At 70.7% G+C, this 19,634-nt stretch carries 15 protein-coding genes; 3 read left to right on the top strand and 12 right to left on the bottom strand.

Annotated features, from left to right (window positions below; translation table 11 throughout):
• The first annotated feature begins 120 nt into the window (after positions 1 to 120).
• A complete protein-coding gene (locus tag ACFO8M_RS07900; RefSeq protein WP_387973085.1) occupies positions 121 to 1,437 on the top strand; it encodes a glycosyltransferase in 1,317 nt (438 codons plus the stop codon).
• Positions 1,434 to 3,545, top strand: a complete 2,112-nt coding sequence (locus tag ACFO8M_RS07895) for a glycosyltransferase family 1 protein (RefSeq protein WP_387972939.1) — start codon at positions 1,434 to 1,436, stop codon at positions 3,543 to 3,545. The genes ACFO8M_RS07900 and ACFO8M_RS07895 overlap by 4 nt, the downstream gene beginning before the upstream one ends.
• A gap of 54 nt (positions 3,546 to 3,599) precedes the next feature.
• Here ACFO8M_RS07895 and galE read toward each other — a convergent pair whose 3' ends face one another.
• From galE to ACFO8M_RS07855, 8 genes are all read right to left on the bottom strand, one after another.
• Positions 3,600 to 4,580 carry a UDP-glucose 4-epimerase GalE gene (gene galE / locus ACFO8M_RS07890; RefSeq protein ID WP_387972936.1) on the bottom strand — a complete coding sequence of 327 codons (981 nt, stop codon included), beginning with the start codon at positions 4,578 to 4,580 and terminating at the stop codon, positions 3,600 to 3,602.
• A gap of 28 nt (positions 4,581 to 4,608) precedes the next feature.
• Complete coding sequence (locus ACFO8M_RS07885; protein ID WP_387972933.1) at positions 4,609 to 6,135, bottom strand: glycosyltransferase family 4 protein; 1,527 nt, start codon at positions 6,133 to 6,135, stop codon at positions 4,609 to 4,611.
• A 24-nt stretch (positions 6,136 to 6,159) separates the two neighbouring features.
• Positions 6,160 to 7,443 carry a nucleotide sugar dehydrogenase gene (locus ACFO8M_RS07880; protein WP_387972930.1) on the bottom strand — a complete coding sequence of 428 codons (1,284 nt, stop codon included), beginning with the start codon at positions 7,441 to 7,443 and terminating at the stop codon, positions 6,160 to 6,162.
• An 8-nt stretch (positions 7,444 to 7,451) separates the two neighbouring features.
• On the bottom strand, positions 7,452 to 8,393 hold the full coding sequence (locus ACFO8M_RS07875; protein ID WP_387972927.1) for a hypothetical protein: 942 nt from the start codon (positions 8,391 to 8,393) through the stop codon (positions 7,452 to 7,454).
• Positions 8,393 to 9,400: a Gfo/Idh/MocA family oxidoreductase gene (locus ACFO8M_RS07870; protein ID WP_387972924.1), complete on the bottom strand. Its 1,008-nt coding sequence runs from the start codon at positions 9,398 to 9,400 to the stop codon at positions 8,393 to 8,395. The genes ACFO8M_RS07875 and ACFO8M_RS07870 overlap by 1 nt, the downstream gene beginning before the upstream one ends.
• Positions 9,397 to 10,491 carry a DegT/DnrJ/EryC1/StrS family aminotransferase gene (locus ACFO8M_RS07865; RefSeq protein WP_387972921.1) on the bottom strand — a complete coding sequence of 365 codons (1,095 nt, stop codon included), beginning with the start codon at positions 10,489 to 10,491 and terminating at the stop codon, positions 9,397 to 9,399. Before ACFO8M_RS07865 ends, ACFO8M_RS07870 begins: the two co-directional genes overlap by 4 nt.
• Before the next feature lie 153 nt (positions 10,492 to 10,644).
• Positions 10,645 to 12,378: a stealth family protein gene (locus tag ACFO8M_RS07860; protein ID WP_387972918.1), complete on the bottom strand. Its 1,734-nt coding sequence runs from the start codon at positions 12,376 to 12,378 to the stop codon at positions 10,645 to 10,647.
• A 244-nt stretch (positions 12,379 to 12,622) separates the two neighbouring features.
• Positions 12,623 to 13,423: a sugar phosphate isomerase/epimerase family protein gene (locus tag ACFO8M_RS07855; protein WP_387972916.1), complete on the bottom strand. Its 801-nt coding sequence runs from the start codon at positions 13,421 to 13,423 to the stop codon at positions 12,623 to 12,625.
• Between the two features lie 77 nt (positions 13,424 to 13,500).
• On the opposite strand from ACFO8M_RS07855, the gene ACFO8M_RS07850 reads away from it, so the two are divergent.
• Positions 13,501 to 14,346: a hypothetical protein gene (locus ACFO8M_RS07850; RefSeq protein ID WP_387972913.1), complete on the top strand. Its 846-nt coding sequence runs from the start codon at positions 13,501 to 13,503 to the stop codon at positions 14,344 to 14,346.
• 55 nt (positions 14,347 to 14,401) lie between these two features.
• On the opposite strand, the gene ACFO8M_RS07845 is transcribed toward ACFO8M_RS07850, so the two are convergent.
• From ACFO8M_RS07845 to ispD, 4 genes are all read right to left on the bottom strand, one after another.
• Complete coding sequence (locus tag ACFO8M_RS07845) at positions 14,402 to 16,081, bottom strand: CDP-glycerol glycerophosphotransferase (protein ID WP_387972911.1); 1,680 nt, start codon at positions 16,079 to 16,081, stop codon at positions 14,402 to 14,404.
• A 181-nt stretch (positions 16,082 to 16,262) separates the two neighbouring features.
• Positions 16,263 to 17,969, bottom strand: coding sequence for a CDP-glycerol glycerophosphotransferase family protein (locus tag ACFO8M_RS07840; protein ID WP_387972908.1), 1,707 nt, complete (start codon positions 17,967 to 17,969; stop codon positions 16,263 to 16,265).
• Positions 17,970 to 18,053: 84 nt separating this feature from the next.
• Positions 18,054 to 18,749: a phosphocholine cytidylyltransferase family protein gene (locus ACFO8M_RS07835; protein ID WP_205328286.1), complete on the bottom strand. Its 696-nt coding sequence runs from the start codon at positions 18,747 to 18,749 to the stop codon at positions 18,054 to 18,056.
• Positions 18,750 to 18,907: 158 nt separating this feature from the next.
• Entirely contained in the window at positions 18,908 to 19,621 is a 714-nt protein-coding gene (gene ispD / locus ACFO8M_RS07830) for a 2-C-methyl-D-erythritol 4-phosphate cytidylyltransferase (protein WP_387972905.1), read from the bottom strand.
• Positions 19,622 to 19,634 lie beyond the last annotated feature (13 nt).

Raw genomic sequence — 19,634 nt, 5'->3', positions numbered from 1 at the left:
TTCCGCTGCGTGCTAACGTCCACTATCATGTCAGCCTTCTCTGCAACCGGGGCCCCTCGTCCCGGCAGCGCCCCCTCCGACAGTGCCGCCGGACCGAGGCGCGACGGGCAGCGCCCCCATCTGATCTACCTCGCGATCGGGTTCCCCCCGGCGGCGAAGAGCAGCGCCTACCGCATGCGGGAGACCGCGAACCAGTTCACCGCCCAGGGCTGGGACGTCACGGTCGTCACCATCGAGGACGAGTCCTGGGAGCTCGACTCCGGCGTCGACCACTCCCTGTCCGAACAGGTCGACCCGCGGGTCCAGGTCGTCAAGCTCCCGCTCCGGCGCGAGGACCTCGAGACCGACATCCGCCGCTTCGACGAGGAGCGGGCCATCGCCCCCACCCGGTGGGTCAAGGCCCTGCGCGAACGCCAGCGGGAGGTCTTCCCCGAAGCGACCTTCGGCGACTGGCGCGGCCCCATCGAGGACGCCGTGCTGCGCCTCCACCTGGAGCACCCGGCCGACCTGCTGCTCGCCAGCTGCGTTCCGTACGTCAACCTCGCTGCGGCCTGGAAGCTCTGGGAAGAGGCGTCGGTCCCCTACGCCGTCGACTTCCGGGACGGCTGGTCGATCGACGTGGTCGACGGCCGCGAGGCCTTCGGCCGCGACACCGAGGAAGGCCGCTGGGAGGAGAAGATCCTCGGATCCGCCCTCTCCCTCTGGGTCGTCAACGACCCCATCGCCGAGCACTACCGCGAGCGGTACCCCGAGTACGCCGACCGCGTCCATGTCGTGCGCAACGGCTACGACGCCGACAGCGCCCCCGGCCGGACCCACCCCTCCGACCCCGAGTCGGGCCTGGTCTTCGGCTACCTCGGCACCGTCAACTTCTCCAGGGAGCACCTGAACGTGGTCCTGGACGCATGGCGCGCGGCCCGCAGCCGCGAGCCGCTGCTCGCCAACGCCCGCTTCGAGGTCCGCGGCCACATCGGCGGCGGCGCCCACCGCGGCACCAACCCCCACGCCGTCCTGCTCCAGGAGGCCGAAGCGGACGGGGTGAGCTACGGCGGCCCTGTCGCCAAGGCCGAGGTCGCCGCCGCCTACGCCCGCTGGGACGCCATGGTGCTCATCCTCATCGGCGGCCACTACGTGACCTCCGGCAAGGTCTACGAGTACATGGCGACCGGCCTGCCGATCGTCTCCGCCCACGTCATCGACCACGACGCCTCGAACGTCCTCAAGGGACATCCGCTGTGGACGGGCGCCCGCGGCATCGACCGCGAGCCCATGACCGACGCCTTCATCGAAGCGGCCCACCTCGCGGTGGAGACCACCGACGAGCAGCACGCGGCCGCCATGGCCCACGCCGACCGCTTCACCCGCGAGATCATCATGGCCGAGGCCGTGAAGGACCTGGTCAACGAGTTTCAGGTGCAGAAAGGCCGCCCCCAGTGATCGACGTCCTGCTCATCAGCGGCAACACCGTCGCCGTCGGCATGCTCCGCGAAGCCGTCCGCAAGCTGAGCGCCGAAGGCGCCCGCGTGTCCTACGCCGCCTCCGTCCCGGCGCACTGGTACCGCGAACAGCTCGACGGCGTCGACTTCGCCGACAAGCACCGCCTCCCCCGCGCCAACCTGCGACGCGCCGCCAACCTGCCCTTCGGCGAGCGCGTCTGGACCCGCTCCCGCAAGGACGCCTGGCTGCGCGAGCACGCGAGCAGAGCGCGCGTGATCGTCGCCCTCGAAGAAGGCTCGGTCTACACCGTCTGGCAACTCGCGCAGCGCAACCGCACCGCCAAGGCCGTGTACGGCATCGCCCCCGCGATCAACGCCGTCCGCGAACTCGTGCGCGACGGCGCACCCGAACCGAAGGGCTTCCGGCCCCCGGTGGCGCTGTGGGCCCGCGACCTCGGGCGGGCCTTCAAGCGCCTGCCCGACGCCACCGCGCGCGCCCTCACCACCCGGCGCCTCATGCGCCGCGGCATCGTCGCGAAGCTCTGGCGGCTGCCGCTGCGCGCCCCCGGTGTGCCCCAAGGGCTCCGCGTCGCCATCGGACGCCGCGTCGCCGAAGCCATGAAATGGGCGGACAAGCACAGCGGCGCCGCCTACGCCCTCGCGCTCACCGCCTCCAAGGTCAAGGACCCGGCCCTCAAGGCCCAGCTCCTCGACGACGCCGCCTCGATGGAGTTCGGCCGCGGCGTCGTCTCCAAGCACACGAACAAGGCCGTGAAGGCGCTGCTCGCCCGCGCCGACGAGCGGTTCGCCGCAGGCGAGTTCCAGGACGCCGCGATGACGCTGCGCCGCGCCCTCGTCCTCGGCTTCCACCGCGTCACCCACATCGACCAGCTCACCTCGCCGCTCGCGGACAACCCCGACCGGTTCGTGAAGCCGTTCCACGCCTCCAAAGCGCTCCAGGCGGTCATGACCCCGCGCGGGCGCCTGCGCCCCGCGGCCCCGCCGCCCACCGACCGTCCGCTGCGGCTGCTCATCGCGACCAGCGCCAACGACAACTTCCTGCACCACCTCCTCGACCGGTACCGCGAGCACCCCGGCGTCGAGGTCCGCTACCTCGACTTCACGACCCAGCCCTCGCTCAAGCGCATCCTCGGCTCCGACTACCGGGTCCTGGCCGCGCGCATGGGCGGCGACCCCGAGTACGCCGGGCTCGTCGAAGACCTGCTGCGCCCGCACCTGGAATGGGCGGACACCCTGTTCCTCGACTGGTGCGTGGGGCCTGCGGCCATGCTCACCACGATCGACCCCGGCGACACCCGGGTCATCGTCCGCCTCCACTCCTACGAGGCGTTCACCCGCTGGACCCAGCTGGTGGACTTCTCCCGCATCGACGACCTCGTGTTCGTCGCCGACCACGTGCGGGACCTGGTGACGTCCCTGGCGCCCCAGCTGCGCGGCCCTCAGGCGCCGCGGATGCCCATGCTGCACAACGCGATGGAGCTGGCCGGTTTCGCCCGCGAGAAGACCGCGGACGCCCGGTTCAACATCGGGCTCGTCGGCGTCAGCCAGGTGGCGAAGGACCCGATCTGGGCCGTGGAGCTGCTGCGGCTGCTGCGCGCGGAGGACGAGCGCTACCGGCTCCTGCTCGTGGGCGGCGACATGGACCCCGGCACGAGCCAGGCCACCCGCAAGTACCGCAACCGGATGGAGAAGGAGCTCAAGCCCCTGGTGAAGTCCGGTCAGGTGCTGCGGCTCGGGCCGACCGACGACGTGGCGGGCAAGCTCACCGACATCGGGTTCGTGCTCTCCTCGTCGGTGCGCGAAGGCTCCCATGTGGGCCTGATGGAGGGCGCGGCCAGCGGCGCGGTGCCCGTCGTGCGGGACTGGCCGTTCTACGCGGGCAAGCCGAACAGCGCCCGCACGCTGTACCCGGACGGCTGGGTGGTGGAGACCCCCGCCGAGGCGGCCCACCGGGTGCTGGAGGTCAACGCGACCGAGAGCGGCTGGCAGGACCAGGCCAAGCTCGCCTCCGAGTACGCGCTGTCCACTTGGGACTGGTCCGTGGTGAGCGCCGACTTCGACGAGCTGTTCCTCGGCGAGCGGCCGTAGACGGAATGAGAAAAGCCTCCCCGGCCGGCGGCCGGGGAGGCTTTCTTCATGCGTTCAGCGGCGCGCTTCAGGATGGCGCAGGCACCAGCCCTCCCAGGCGGATTCGACCATCTCGCGCACACCGTACCGCGCCGACCAGCCCAGTTCCTTCAGGGCGAGTTCGGCGGAGGCGACGACCCGCGCGGGGTCGCCCGCGCGGCGCGGCGCGATCTCGGGCTTGACGCCGTCGCGGCCGGTGACCTCGATGATGACCGCGGCCATCTCCGCGACCGAGGCGCCCTCGCCGCGGCCGATGTTGAGGACCAGCCGGGTCTCGGGGTCGGCCGTGAGGCGGCGGGCCGCGGCCAGGTGCGCGGAGGCGATGTCCTCGACGTGCACGTAGTCGCGTTCGCAGGTGCCGTCCGGGGTCGGGTAGTCGTCGCCGAAGATGACCGGCGCCTCGTCCTTCGACAAGCGGTCGAAGACCATGGGGACCAGGTTGAACACGCCGACGTCGGCGAGTTCGGGCACGGCCGCGCCCGCGACGTTGAAGTAGCGCAGGCAGACCGTGGCCATGCCGTGGGCCCGGCCCGCGGCCTGCACCAGCCACTCGCCGGCGAGCTTCGTCTCGCCGTACGGGCTCATGGGCGCGCAGGGCGTGTCCTCGGTGACGAGGTCGACGTCGGTCATGCCGTAGACCGCGGCGGAGGAGGAGAACAGGAACCGGCGCACCCCGGCGGCGACGGACGCCTCAAGGACCGTGCGCAGCCCTTCGACGTTCTCTCGGTAGTAGTCCAGGGGTCGCTCGACGGACTCGCCGACCTGCTTGCGGGCCGCGATGTGGACGACGCCGTCGACGCCGTGCTCGCGCATGATCCGCTCGAGCCGCTCTCGGTCGAGGACGTTGCCGTGCTCCAGCGGCACGTCGGCCGCGAGGCGGTCGGGGATGCCGGAGCTGAGGTCGTCGAGGACGACGACCCGCTCGCCGGCGGCCGTCATCTCCCGCACCACATGGGAGCCGATGTATCCGGCGCCGCCGGTGATCAGCCAGGTCATGGTTGCCCTTCGTTAGGAGGCGGAGTGGTCAGGATGCCGGGTCTGCCCGCGGCACGGGGGCGGGGCCGATGAGCCGCTCGTAGATCCGCGCGTACTCGAGCGCCTGGTGCTCCCAGGAGTACTCCTCGAGCAGCGCCGGGTCCTTGTAGGCGCGGCGGTAGCCGTCCCTGTCGGCGAGGATCCGCTCGATCGCATCGGCGAGGCTCCGGGCGTCGCCTGAGGTGAAGACCTCGCCGTTGCCCAGGCGCCGCACCTCGGCCGAGAGGGTCTTCACCGTGGTGACGACCAGCGGCAGCCGGGCGTGGCAGTACTCGAAGAACTTGTTGGGCAGGGCGATCTCGTGGTTGACCGAGCCCGTGGGCATCGGGTGGATGCCCATGTCGGCGGTCGAGATGAACTTCGGGAGGTCCTCGTAGTCGACGTAGCCGCGGAAGTGGAGCCGGTCACTGATGCCGTACTCCTCACCGAGAGCTTGGAGCCGCTTGACGTACGGATTCGTGGTGTGGCGGCTGACCATGAACGCGACGTGGAGGCCGGGCACGAGCCGGGCGGCCTCGACGATGACCTCGATCTGCCGTTCCGGTGAGGCCCAGCCGATGTAGACGGCCAGCGGCGTGTGCGCGTCGAGCCCGCAGTCCGAGCGGAGGTCGCCCGGGTCGGGGCGCGGCGCGGGGTGCGCGAGCGGCGCGTTGTACACGACGGACGGTTCGCGCTCGAGGCCGTGGCGTTCCTGAAGGAGCTTCGCGAGCGGGTGCGAGACGGTGACGACCGCGTCCGCGCCGGGCAGGTACTGGCGCTCCCAGCGCGACTGCGCCTCGAGCTTGTTCGGCGCCAGGCCCTCATGGCCGGGCACGAACTCGTGCGCGTCGTACACGACCTTCACGGTCTTGCCCCAGCGGCGCAGCTGCTCGGCGGCGCGCACGCACACGCCGACGGAGTAGGCGTCGTGGGCGTGCAGCAGGTCCGGTTCGAGCGCGAGGATCGCGGGCCGGAACGCGAGCTCGAACCGCTGCATGTTGACGTCGAGCCGCCGCCAGGCGCGGTCGCCGAGGAGCGCGCCCCACCAGCGCCGCTCGATCCGCTCCAGGCGCCCCTCGCGCCCCAGGTACTTCTCGCGTTTCTTGGTCTGGCGCGCGCGGCCGCCGATCCAGGCCCGCTCGAGCCGGCGCCCGGCCCGGTGGACCAGGAGCGGCAGGCGCACGCCGCCGCGCACCGGCCCGCCGCCGCGGAGGGCGTCGAGTTCGAGCCGGGCCGCCTTGACGTGCCGTTCGCGTCGCTTCGCGCGCTCGATGTCGCTGTAGGCGAAGGGGAAGCGGAAGGCCGCGACGTGCCGACGCAGGGACCGCGGCGGGTCCATCTTCGGCAGCGGGATCTTGTGGATCGTCGCGCCGTCCTGCTCGTACGGCTCCTGCTTACCGGTGACGGAGACGCCGATCAGGTGCGTCTCCCACCCGGCGGCGGCGATGGACGCCGCCGCCTTCTGCACTCGCGAGTCCCCGTCGATCCGGTTGGGGACCACCATGACCACGCGGGCGGGGCCTTGCGCGGGCTCCATATCGAATTCCTACCTTCTGGGGGCTCAGCTGCCGAGCACGATGTGCTCGCGGCCCTCCCAGACGGCGGGATCGGTGACGCGGCGGCCGTCGAGCAGCACCGTGACCTCGGGAAGATCCGCAGGAGCCAGCGTACGGTACTCGTCGTGGTCGGCCTGGACGACGGCGGCGGTCACGACCTCGCCGCGGTGCGCGGGCAGGCCCTCGGCCTCGAGCTCCTCGACGGTGTACATCGGGTCGGACACGTACGGCACGGCGCCCTTGGCCTTCAGCGACTCCACCAGCGGGAACACGCCGGAGAACGCGGTCTCCTTGACGGCGCCGCGGTAAGCGGCGCCGAGCACGAGCACATGCGCGCCCGCGAGGTCGCCGTAAGCGGCGGCGAGCACGTCCACGGCGTAGGCCGGCATGGCGGCGTTCGCTTCGCGGGCGGCCCGGACCACGGTGGCCTCGGGGTCGTTCCACAGGTACATCTGCGGGTAGATCGGGATGCAGTGGCCGCCCACGGCGATGCCGGGCCGGTGGATGTGGCTGTACGGCTGGGAGTTGCAGGCCTCGATGACCTTCATGACGTCCAGGCCCTGCTTGTCCGCGAACCGCGCGAACTGGTTGGCGAGCCCGATGTTGACGTCCCGGTAGGTCGTCTCGGCGAGCTTCGCCATCTCGGAGGCCTCGGAGGAGCCGAGGTCCCACACGCCGTTGGGCTGCGGCAGGTCCTCGCGCGCGTCGAAGTCGAGCACGGCCTCGTAGAACGCGACGCCGGCCGCGGCCGAGGCCTCGTTGATGCCGCCCACGAGCTTCGGGTAGCGGCGCAGGTCCGAGAAGACCCGGCCGGTCAGGACCCGCTCGGGGCTGAACACGAGGTGGAAGTCGGTGCCCGCGGCCAGGCCGGAGCCGGCTTCGAGCATGGGGCCGAAGCGGTCCCGGGTGGTGCCCACGGGGAGCGTGGTCTCGTAGGAGACGAGCGTGCCCGGCTTGAGCCCGGCCGCGACGGCCTTCGTGGCCGCGTCCATCCACCCGAAGTCCGGCACGCCCTGGGCGTCCACGAACAGGGGCACCACGATGACCACGGCGTCCGACTCGGCCACGGCGTCCGAAGTGTCGGTGGTGGCCTTCAGGTTCCCGGCGGTCACCGTCTCCTTCAGCAGCTCGGCCAGGCGGTGCTCGCCCGGGAACGGCTCGAGGCCGTCGTTGACCGACTGCACGGTGCGGGCGTTGACGTCCGCTCCGATGACTTGGTGACCCTTGGTGGCGAACTGGACCGCCAGCGGCAGCCCGATCTTGCCCATGGCGACGACACAGATCCGCATTTCACGCATCACTTTCTGAAGTCCAGAATTCGAAGGCGGGACAGTCCCCGCCAGGTGGCCCGCTCGTCGACCTTGACGGCCAGGCTCCGGTACTCGCCCCACTCGACGGCCAGGCCTGCCGGCATGCCGTGTCGCTGGAAGTAGCCGCGCGGGGCCTTGAGCGGCAGGTCGTAGGTGAAACCCCGGAGGGTCACGTGGGCGCGCAGCGACCAGCGGCCCGCGCCGCGCCCGGTCAGCTCTTCAGTGGGCACGCGGGCGGTCACCACGGTGAGCGCGCCCTCGGGCCGGACCGCAACGGCCGCTTCCACATCGAAGCCGAGGTCCTCGGCGGCGTCCACGGCGCCGCGCTTGCGCAGCAGCTTGTCCTTCGCGAGGCGGTCCACGCCGACCCGCACCGACTCGGCCGCGCAGCCCTCCACGGGCACGAAGAACGAGTACTCGAGGCAGTAGTCGGCGCGCTTGACGCCCGTCCACACCAGGTAGCGCGGTTTGACGCCCCGGGCCAGCCGCACGGTGACCCGCTCGGTCGCGGCCTCGAACCACTCGTCCGCCAGACCGTGCGGCTCCTCGCGGAACCCCGGGTAGCGGGCGAACAGGCGACCGTCTTCGAGCAGGAACCTCGGCGCGGACTGCGCGATCGCCGCTTCGAGCAGCGCGTGGTCGCGGTGCTGCGCCAAGGAGATCCGCACCCGCTTCTCCGTGGGGAGCCGCAGGCGGACCTCCTCGGTCAAGTGGGCGTCGGCGAGCTCGGCGATCGCGGTCCAGCACTTCGCGCGGTCGCCGGGTTCGAGCGTGAGCGCGACCGGCTGCAGGGCCTCGGCGACCTCGTTCGTGAAGGCCTGGTAGACCTCCTCCGGCCCCGCCGCCGAGGCGAGGATCCGCTCGGCGGCCGCGACACGCTCGGCAGGCTCGAAAGCTCGCTCCGGCGCCGCGGCCGGACTGGCGTTCATCAGCGCGTCCCCGCGCCGTCCAGGGCCACGGTCTGACCGGTCGCGGCCGAACGCAGCATCATCTCGGAGACCTCGACGGTGGCCGCGCCGCGGCGCAGATCGACGATGTCGTTGGGCTTCCCCAGCACCGCGTCGCGGAAGTGCTCGTGCTCGACCAGCAGCGGCTCGCGCTTGCGGATCGCGTACCGGATCATGTCGCCCTCGGAGACGCCGCGGAAGTTGCTGATCGCCTCCCACTCGGTGTCCACCACGCCGTTGGCGTAGAACGTGAGGTCGGCGGTGAGCGTGTCGGCGACGAAGCAGCCGCGGTCGCCCGTGACGACGGTGGTGCGCTCCTTGAACGGGCTCAGCCAGTTCACGGAGTGGTTCGCGATCGCGCCGCCCGAGAGCTGCCCGACCGCCGCGATCATGTCCTCGTGCTCGCGGCCCGAACGGGACACGGTCTGGGCGCTGATCGTCCGGTAGGACTGGCCGGTGACGAAACCGGTCAGGTCGATGTCGTGGGTCGCGAGGTCCTTGACGACGCCGACGTCCGCGATGCGGCCCGGGAAGGGCCCCTGGCGGCGGGTGACGACCTGCAGGATCTCCCCCAGCTCGCCGGCTTCGAGGCGCTCGCGCAGCGAGGCGACCGCCGGGTTGAACCGCTCGATGTGCCCCACGCCCGCGACCAGGCCCTGGGCCTCGAACGCGGCCGCGAGCTTCACCGACGCCTCGGTGGTGTGCGCCAGCGGCTTCTCGATCAGCGCGTGCACCCCCGCGTCGGCCAAGGCCAGACCCACCCGCTCGTGGTAAGCGGTCGGGCAGGCGACCACGGCGTAGTCGATGCCGAGCCCGATGAGCTCCTCGACCTGCGCGACCAGGCCCACGCCGATCGGCAGGGCGGCGGCGTCGGCGACCGGGTCGGCGACGGCCACCAGCTCCACCCCTTCGAGGGCGTGGAGGACACGGGCGTGGTTGCGGCCCATGGCACCCAGGCCGATCAGGCCGGCACGCAGCTGTTCGGTCACTGCTCGAGCTCCAATGCGTTCACCGCGGCGATGACGCGGTCGATGTCGTTTTCGGTCAGCGACGGGTGGACGGGAAGAGAGAGGACCTCGGCGGCGGCGCGGTCCGTGACGGGCAGCTCGACGTCCATGTGGGCGTAAGGGATGAGCTTGTGGATCGGCGTCGGGTAGTACACGGCCGAGCCGATGCCCGCGTCCTTGAGCTGGGCGAGCGCGCTGTCGCGGTCGCCCTCGACGCGGACGGTGTACTGGTGGTAGATGTGGCGGGCGCCGGCGGCCACGGGCGGCGTCGTCACGGTCTTGATCTCGGCGTCGAAGCGCGCGGCGTTGGCGCGGCGCTGCTCGGTCCAGCCCTCGAGCTGGCCCAGCTGGACGCGGCCGATCGCGGCGGCGACGTCGGTCATGCGCATGTTCGCGCCGACGATCTCGTTCGCGTAGCGCGCCTCCATGCCCTGGTTGCGCAGCAGGCGGAGCGTGCGCGCGAACGCGGCGTCGTCCGTGGAGATCATGCCGCCTTCGAGCGAGTGCATGTTCTTGGTCGGGTAGAAGCTGAACGTCCCGGCCTGGCCGAACGAGCCGACGGGCTTGCCGTCGACCTGCGCGCCGTGGGCCTGGCAGGCGTCCTCGAGGATCGCCAGGTCGTGCTTGGAGGCGAGCGCGGTCAGGCGGGCCATGTCGGCGGGGTTGCCGTACAGGTGCACCGGCATGATCGCGACGGTCTTGGGCCCGATGAGCGCGGCCACCGAGTCGGGGTCGATGTTGAACGAGTCGGCCTCGATGTCGGCGAACACCGGTTCGGCGCCGACGAGGCGGACCGCGTTCGCGCTCGCGGCGAAGGAGAACGACGGCACGATGACCTCGTCACCGGGACCGACGCCCATGGCGAGCAGGGAGAGCTGGAGCGCGGAGGTGCCGGAGTTGACCGCGACGCAGTGCGCGGTGCCGGAGACCTTGGTGAACTCCTCTTCGAAAGCGGCGACCTCGGGGCCCTGCACGACCATGCCGCTGCGCAGTACGCGCACCGCGGCGTCGATCTCGGCTTCGCCGATGTGCGGGCGCGCCGGGGGAATGAACTCCCTCTGCTCTTCTGACATTCGTCCCCCCAGGGGTGTGGTCCACGGGCTTTCGTTGGGTGATGCGCCGTCGATGATACAGACGCAATATTCGGTTAATTTATGCAGAACCCGAGGAAGAGCCCAGATTTCACCGGGGAGACCGGGGCATGGACCCGGCGGTGTCCCCGCAGTTCAGCGACGTTCGTACGGGGACGGGAACGGAAAGTACCGGTCGAGGAATCCGCGCACCATGGCGTCGACCGCCGCTTCCCGCTCGGGCGGCGTGTCGACGTCGTTGACGCAGAAGAACTCGGCGTCGCGGTGCTCGGCGAGGGCCTCGAGTTTCGCGGGGGCGTCGGCGGCGGCCACGTCGACGTACATGAGCTTGGACTCGCCGGGGACGCCGCGGCCGGTGAGCACCGAGTAGTGGTGCAACAGCCCGGCGAACTCGATGTCGGCCGGGTCGCGGAAGCGGGAGCGGGCGGTGGCGGCGACGGCCTCGGGGTGGCGCTCGGCGAGCTCGAGGGCGATCTGGCGCAGCTGCGGGTGCGGGATGTGCTTGAACTTGGCTGTGATGAAGCGCCCGAAGTCGGCTTCCAGGAGCCGCCGGGCGTTGCGTCCGGCGAGGTTCGGCGCGGAGTCCTCGGGCCGGGCGTCGCCGAGCCCGATCTGCATGGAGGAGAAGGGAACCCGGGCGATCCCGTTGGCGTGGAAGAACTGCTCGGGGCGGCTCGCGGAGCCGAAGAACACGTCGTCGTTGAGGATCAGGTAGTGGTCGGCGAGGCCGGGGATGCGGTGCAGCTGCGTGGTGATCGCGTGCGAGTTGAAGACCGGGAGCACGGACGGGTCGGCGAAGATCTCGGTGTGGTCGACCACGCGGATGCCGGGCGCGTCGGTGTCGAGCCACGCGGGGGTCTGCCCGGCGGTGACGATGTAGACGTTGCGGATGTACGGCGCGAAGGCGTGCAGCGAGCGCAGCGAGTACTTCAGCTCGTCGCGGTCGGTGTAGCGGGAGGCCCCGGCGAGGTGCCCGTGGCCTTCGGCGTCGACGCCCGTGTCGGTGTACTCGGCGCGGCGGGCGGCCCAGGCCGGGTCGGCGCCGTCGACCCACATGTAGACGGCGTCGACGGGGAAGTCGACGTCGTCGAGGAGTTTGCGGGTGAACGGCTCGAAGGTCGGGTACTTGTGTTCGCCCACGGCCCGGGTGGCGGCCTTGCGCGCCTCGGCGGGCAGCACGTCCGCGACCCGGTTGGGACGCGGGGCGACCCAGGCGCCGCCGAACATGTCCTTGGGGATCAGCACTTTGACGCGGTTCACGCGCTCCTGGTAGTCGGGGTGGGCGGTGAAGTCCTCGCCGTCGGTCCAGAACTCGACGTCGCAGCCGAATTCGAGCCCGGCCAGGGGCTGCCCTTCGGGGCCGAGGAGGAACCGGCCGTACCGCAGCACCTGGGAGCTCTTGACGCTGTGGGGCAGCGCGCCTTCGGCGTAGAGGACGGGCCCGGCGGTGATCTTGCCGGTCCGACCGGTGCGGCCCACGTACAGCTCGGAGTCGCCGTGGCGCTCGCGCACCGCTTCGAGGAAGGCCTTCTTGTCGGCGCGGCGCATCCCGACGACGTGGCGTTCGGGGGCGGTGCCGGGGACGAGGAAGTAGTCGAGCCCGGCCGCTTCGGCGGCCTCGACGACGATCCGCAGGTTCGCCTCGGCCGCTTCGGGAGCGGTGAAGTGGGTGACGCGGCGGCCGACGTAGACCTCGCCGTCGCGTTCGAACGGGCGCAGTCCGGGGTCGGCGGCGAGGAGCGCGGCGCGGCGCTGGACGGCGCGGCCGGTGCGGACCCGCTCGGCCCGCTTCGCCTTCAGCGAGGCGGGCACGAACCTGCCCACGGCTCGGCGCATCCTCGCGGCCGGGCTCCGCTGCTCCTGGGGCATCCGCACTCCTTCGTGCTGGGCCGCCGGGCGGCGTTCGGTGAACGGCGCGGATCGGGCGGCACTGGTTGAACGGCACTGCTGCGAAGGCACAGGTGCCTTCCGATAATACAAACGCAACAGGACGTGAACAGGTTGCTCTGCGGCTCCGCACATTTACGGCTCCGCAAGCGTTCGCCGAGGCCGCACATTTACGGCTCCGCAAGCGTTCGCCGAGGCCGCGAATCGGGCGCCGAACGGGTCACGATCAGTCGCGCGCGCGCCCGCCGAGCGCGTCCCTGGCGAACTTGACCGACTCGTACAGGTCCTCGGCCCGGCGCGTGCGGTTGCCGCTCTTGCGGGTGCTGACCTCGACGGTGATCGAGCCCTCCCAGTCGGAGGCGCCGAGCGAGCCGAGCAGTTCGGCGCACGGCTGGGTCCCGCGGCCCGGCACGAGGTGCTGGTCCGCGCCCGGCGCGGTGCCGTCGCACAGGTGGACGTGCCGCAGGCCCTTGCCCATCCGCTCGGCCATCGCGAGCGCGTCCGTGCCCGAGGCCGCGCAGTGCGACAGGTCGAGGGTGTAGGAGCTGTAGCCGTGCCGCGTGGGGTCCCAGTGGGGCCGGTAGGGCACGAGCTTCCGCTTGCCGAGCTTGAGGGGGAACATGTTCTCGACCGCGATCTCGACGTGCGGGTAGCGGACCTTGAGCCCGTCGAGGACCGTGGAGAACTTCGACGCGTACTCCTTCTGCCAGGAGAACGGCGGGTGGATCACGACCACCGGCGAGTCGAGGTACTCGGCCGCCTGGACCGAGCGCCGCAGCCGCGTCCACGGGTCGGAGCTCCACACCCGCTGCGTCACGAGCAGGCACGGGGCGTGGACCGCGCCGATCTTGACGCCGTAGTGCTTGGCGAGGCTGGCCGCCGCCGAGGGGTCCTGGGAGACCCGGTCGGTGAAGATCATCAGCTCCACCCCGTCGTAGCCGAGTTCGGCGGCGAGCTCGAAGCCCACCGCGGTGGGCTCCGGGTACACGGAGGTGGTCGACAGCAGAACCGGGACGGACTGGGTCACGGACACCAGGGTACGCCGCTTCGACGCGGTGGCCGCGCGTCCCGGTAGGACGGCGCCGGGCCGGGTACCGTTGTGCGATGACCGACGAGGTGGCGCAGGACTTCGACCGCGAATGGGTGGAATTCCTCGATCCCGACGACTCCGAGACCATGGTCCGGGCCGATCTCACTTGGCTGCTGTCCCGCTGGGGCTGCGTGTTCGGCAAGCACCCCGACGAGGGCGGCTGCCCGGGCATCGAGGCGGACCAGCCCGCGGACGGCTGCTGCCTGCACGGCGCGTTCTATACGGACGAGGCCGACATCAAGCGCACCAAGCAGATCGTCAAGAAGCTCACCCCCGAGACCTGGCAGCTGCACCGGCGCTGGAAGGACACCATCGTCGACGACACCCTCGAGAACGAGGAGGGTGAGGAGGAGCCCGCGAAGAAGACCGCGGTCGTCGACGGCGCGTGCGTCTTCCACAACCGCGAGGGCTTCCCCACCGGGGCCGGCTGCGCCCTGCACCAGCAGGCGATGCGCGACGGCGTCCACCCGATGGAGTACAAGCCCGAGGTGTGCTGGCAGCTGCCGGTGAAACGCGACTTCAAGACCGAGCACCGCGCCGACGGCACGGAGGTGTCGGTCACCCTCATCACCGAGTTCGACCGGGCCTCGTGGGGCCCGGGCGGGCACGACTTCGACTGGTGGTGCACCGCCTCTCCGAAGGCGCACACCGCGGTCGAGCCGGTGTACCTCTCCTACGCGGTCGAGCTGACCGAGCTGCTCGGCCCCGCCGCCTACGAGAAGCTGGCCGACCTGTGCCAGGCCAGGGACGAACTCGGGCTCGTCGCCCCGCACCCGGCCACGGTGGCCGCCTCCCGCGGGAGCACTCAGCTGGCGTTCCCGACCCGCATGCGGCGCCCGGCCGAGGCGCACCAGCACTGAGACGCGCAGACCGAAGGCCCGTGACGCGATCGCGTCACGGGCCTCGGCGTTGTTCTCAGGCGGCGAGTTCGGCGATCTCCCGGGTCTTCTCGACCGGCTCGGCGTACGTCTCGCGCACCGCTTCGGTGAAGACCGCGAACAGGTCTTCGGGGGCGTGGTCGCCCAGGTAGTACTCGCGGGTCTCGGCGCGCAGCACGGCCTTCGGGTCGGCCTCCAGGAGGTCGTCCAGAACGGCCTCGACGTTGCCCGCGCCCGGCTCCAGCAGGTACGCGGCCTTCGCGAGCGGGAACTCCTCCAGGTAGCCGTCGCGCAGGCCCCGCGGGTCGGTCATCGCGAAGGGGCGGCCGCAGAACAGCCAGTCGGAGGCCGCGCCGCTGATGTCGCAGACGGCCGCGTCGGCGGCGTTCACGCAGTCGGCGAGGGACAGTGCCGACTCGGCGGCCGGGCCCCAGCGGTGCGGGCGGCCGGTGCTCGCGGCGTCGGCCGCGAGCAGCGACCGGATCTCGTCGGCGAAGGCCTGGTAGGCGGCGTTGGTGCGCGTGTAGGGGTGGGTCCGGAAGATCACGGACGCGCCGCGGGCGATGAGCGCCTCCACGATCCGCCTGCCCTCGTTGAGGGACGAGTAGTTCACGTCCTCGGTGAAGCCGGTCCACGTGGGCGCGTAGAGGACCACGGGGGCCTCGCCTTCGGCGCGGGGGCGTGCGCCGACCTTGATGTCGTGCAGCTGCGGGCGGCCGATCTCGCGGAACTTGTGCTCGGGGATGTCCACGCCGTGGCGCAGGTAGCGGTCGACTCCGGCCCGCCCGGCGACGAACACGCGGTCGTACATGAGCGCCAGGGCGCTGCGGCTGATGGCCTTGTCCGAGTCGCCGTGCATGAGCTGGATGTGCAGCAGCTCGCCGTGCCGGACGAGCGCGGTGTTCTTCTGGGCGTGGTTGGAGTAGAAGCAGGCCCGCACGCTCGCGGGCAGGAGCTTGTCGAGCACCGACTGGCCGGGGGCGAGCACGATCGGGGCGCTCGTGCACGCGGCGGTGCCGCGCATCAGGTGGGCGTCGCGCACCAGGATCAGGTACGGGTCGCCGATCTTGTCGAAGTACGGCAGCCACATCTGGATCTGGTACTCCGAGAGCCGCGCCCCTCCGAAGTGGACGATGAACTTCGGTTGCAGCGCTTCGACGGCGGCGACCACGGCGTGGTCGATCGGGTGCGACTCACGCATGCGGCGGCGCAGGTTCGCCAGGACCGCGGTGCCCGTCCACACCAGGGCCGCGAGCACGGCGACCAGGGCCGCGACGTCGGTGACCGGTCGGACGGCGTCGGGCGCGGCCGCGGCGAACGGCAGGAGGGCCGAGGCCCCGCCGGCCACGGAGAGCACCAGCCGCGGCTCGGCCGCGCGCTGCGCGAACGACCGCCGCACATCGAGGTTGACCGTCTCCAGATGGGACAGCCCGAGCGCGGTGCGGACCATGCTCGAGACCGAGAAGTAGCCGGCGGCGAGGATGCAGGCGGTGATCAGGGGCCAGTGCGGAGGTTCGACGGGCCAGGCGACGACGAGGACGGCGCAGACGGACAAGAGCTTCGCCGTGCGCACGATGGGGTCTTCCCGGGGGGACCAGGTCGTCGCGACGAGCACCACCGCGGCGAGGGCGTAGGCGGCGAGGGGCAATTGGGCGGCTGCGGCGATGACCGCTGCGATCGCGAGGATCTCATACCGCTGCCTCCACAATCGGGACATCTCCACTCCCAAAGCAGACATTTGTGAATGAGGGGTTAACGCAAGCTGAAGAAGAGACGCATTCAACGGCGATTCGGTTGCAGGAATCACAAAAGAATGCAAATCAATTTGGAACGGCCGTGCGGAGACGACGGAGGGCCCAGCCGAAACGGCTGGGCCCTTGAAGCAGTATTCGGAGGCGCTAAGCGGCCACCAGCGCGGACTCGCCGGTCGCGGTCTTGTGGACCGGCTCGGCATAGGTCGCCTTGACCTCTTCGACGAACAGCGGCACCAGGTCCTCCGGGGCCACGTCACCCAGGTAGTACTCGCGGATCTCGGCGCGCAGCACGGCCTTCGAGTCGGTCACCAGCAGCTCGTCGAGGACCTTCTCGATGTTCCCGGCGTCCGGGTCGAGCAGGTACGCGGCCTTCGCGAGCGGGAACTCCTCCAGGTAGGCGTCCTTGAAGCCCTTCGGGTCCGTCATCGCGAACGGTCGTCCACTGTAGATCCAGTCGGAGGCGGTGCCGCTGATGTCCGAGATCGCCACGTCGGCGGCGTTGACGCAGTCGGTCAGGCCCACCTCGGTCTCGGCCTGCGCGCCCCACAGGTGCGCGCGGCCGGTCTTGGCGGCGTCGGCCGCGATCACGGCCTTGATCTCGTCGGCCAGCGCCTGGTAGGCGGCGTTGGTGCTGGTGTAGGGGTGCGTGCGGAAGATGAGCGTCACGTCGCGCGCGAGCACCGCCTCGACGATCCGCTTGCCCTCCTTGAGGGACGAGTAGTTCACGTCGGCGGTCAGGCCGGTCCAGGTGGGCGTGTAGAGCACCACCGGGCGCGCGCCCTCGATCTTGTCGCGCTCGCCGACCTTGAGGTCGTGGAGTTGCGGTCGGGCGATCTTGCGGAACTTGTAGTTCGGGATGTCGACGCCGTGGCGGTGGTAGCGGTCGATGCCGGCCTGGCCGGCGACGAACACGCGGTCGTACATGAGCGAGACGGGGCTGCGGCTGATGGCCTTGTCCGAGTCGCCGTGCATGAGCTGCACGTGGATGTAGTTGTCCAGCTTGATGAGCTGGGCGTTCTTGACCGCGTGGTTGACGTAGTAGCAGGCGCGGACGCTCTCGGGCAGGATCGTGTCGAGCACCGACTGGGCGGGCACCAGGACGATGGGGGCGCTGGTGCGGGCCGCGATCTCGTCGTAGAGGTAGCGGTCGCGGATGAGGATCAGGTAGGGGTCGCCGACCTGCTCGAAGTACGGCAGCCACATGTTGAGCTGGTATTCGGATTCGCGGGCGCCGGCGAAGTGGATCACGAACTTCGGTTGGAGCCGGGTCACGGCGGTCATGACGCGGCCGTCGACGGGGTGCGGTTCGCGTTTGCGGTGGAAGTAGCCGCCGAGGACGGCGATGCCGGTCCAGCCGACGGCGGCGACGGTGACGGCGGCGAGCGCGAGGTCGGTGGCGGTGCCGAGCGGTCCGTAGGGCCAGGCGCCGATCGCGTAGACGATGGTGAGCCAGTTCATGACGAGGCCGATGGCGGGCGGGGTGGACCAGCGCTCGCGCGTGGAGCGCTCGATGTCGAGGTTGCTGGTCTGCAGGTAGCCGACGTTGAGCGCCTTGGCGATCGTGTCGGCGCCGACGATGAACAGCGTGACGAGGACGCCCGCGGCGAGGAACGGCCAGCGGTCGAGGCCGCCGTGGTTCCAGGCGGTGATGAGCACGGCCAGCGCCGTCATGGTGCGGGCCATCCTCATGCTGATGAGGGCGTCCGGGACCTTCCACGTGATGGTGCCGAAGACCGCCACGGCGATGAGCAGGGTGATCCAGGGGAGGTCCGCGAACGCGACCGCCGCGACGACGGCCGCGACCGAGAGCAGGTTGAGCCAGATCGGCAGCGACTTGAGCAGTTTCTTCAACGTACCGGGCCTTCGGCTGGGTTCGTGAGCGCGGTGCCGAGGCACCGCGCAGTGTCTGTCGAGGTGGTCACGCCTGCGGGACCCTTACTTGAACGCCTGGTTGACGCTGTTGAGGTCTTCGGCGAAGTCGACCTCGATGACGTTGTGCTGGGAGATGTCGACGGCTTCGAACTTGAGGCCGTCCTTCTCGATGGCGAGCTCGATGCCGCCTTCGAAGTAGTCCTGGTCGTCGACCTCGGCGAGGCGCTTGGCGACCAGCGCGCGGTCGTCGGCCGAGACGTAGTTGATGCCCACGGCCTCGCCGAGCGCGCCGTCGGAGACCTTCTTGGAGAGCTTGTTGATGTAGCCGTCGGCGCCGAGGGTGTACTTGACCTCTTCGTCGGAGACCTTCGCGGTGTTGACGGAGATGAAAGAGCGGTCCATGGCGATGTGCGGGAGGAGCACGTCGAGGACGCCCGGGTCGAACACGACGTCGCCGTTGAGCCAGAGGACGCCGCCGGGGCCGAGGATGTTGAAGGCTTTGAGGAGGCTCTTGGAGGTGTTGGTGTCGCCGTAGGCCTGGTTGTAGATGAAGCCGACGTCGGGCACCTCCTCCATGATCATCTCCTTCTTGAAGCCGACGACGAGGTGGATGGAGTGGCGGCTGAAGCGCGAGGTGAGCAGGCGCAGGGAGCGGCCGAGAATGGTCTCGCCGGTGTTCAGGGGCGTCAGCGGTTTCGGGTGCGGCTTGCCGAGCCGGGAGCCGACGCCGGCCGCGAGGATCACGATGTTCGTGGACATGTCGAGTGCCACCTCGTTCGGTTTGGAGAATGGATTGGTGCAGTTTACCTAGCTGAACGTCCCATGACGCATGGCCCAACGCGAGGTTTACGCCGGGGTCACACATGAATCCGCAGATAGTGCGCACTGTCGCGCGCCATGGACGGCGGGTGACCGGGTCACTGGCGCAGTAGCGCTTCGGCGACGGCCAGGTCGGCGGGTTCGGTCACCTTGAGGTTGCGCATCGAGCCCGCGACGGTGCGGACGGGGACGTCGGGGCGGAACCGCAGGACCACCGAGCAGTCGTCGGTCGGCGTGAAGTGCGGGTCGGCGGCGGCTTCGGCGTGGGCCGCGCTGATGAGGCCGAGGTGGAAGCCCTGCGGGGTCTGGACGCGGGCGAGCCGGGCGCGGTCCGGTACGGCGGTGATGCGCCCGTCCTCGACCTCGACGATCGTGTCGGAAGAGGGGATCGCGGCGGTGATGGCCGCGCATTCGTCAAGGGCCGCAGCGACATCGGCGATGATTCGGCCGGTCACGAGCATGCGGGCGGCGTCGTGGAGGAGCAGCTTCGCGTCCGCTCCGACGCCGGGTTGGGCCTGGGCCCAGCGGATCGCGGCGACGGAGGAGTCGGCGCGCGTCGCACCGCCGTCGACGACGGCCGAGAGTTTTGTCACATTAGCGGCTTTCGCTATGGCGTGGGCCGCTTCATGGTGGCCTTCGGCCATGACGAGCACGATCCGGTCGACGACGACGGACGCCTCGAAGGCCTCGAGCGTGTGCTGGAGGATCGGCTTGCCCGCGACCTCCAGGAGCTGCTTCGGCACCGCCGCGCCCATGCGGGAGCCCTGGCCGCCGGCGAGGACCGCCGCGATCACTGGTGGCGTCTCGGGCACGGCTGGGTCTCCT

The sequence above is a fragment of the Glycomyces rhizosphaerae genome, assembly GCF_042647865.1.
In the GTDB taxonomy this organism is placed as follows: domain Bacteria; phylum Actinomycetota; class Actinomycetes; order Mycobacteriales; family Micromonosporaceae; genus Glycomyces; species Glycomyces rhizosphaerae.
Note: the sequence above shows the minus strand (reverse complement) of the source record. Positions and strands in the feature narration are given on the sequence as shown.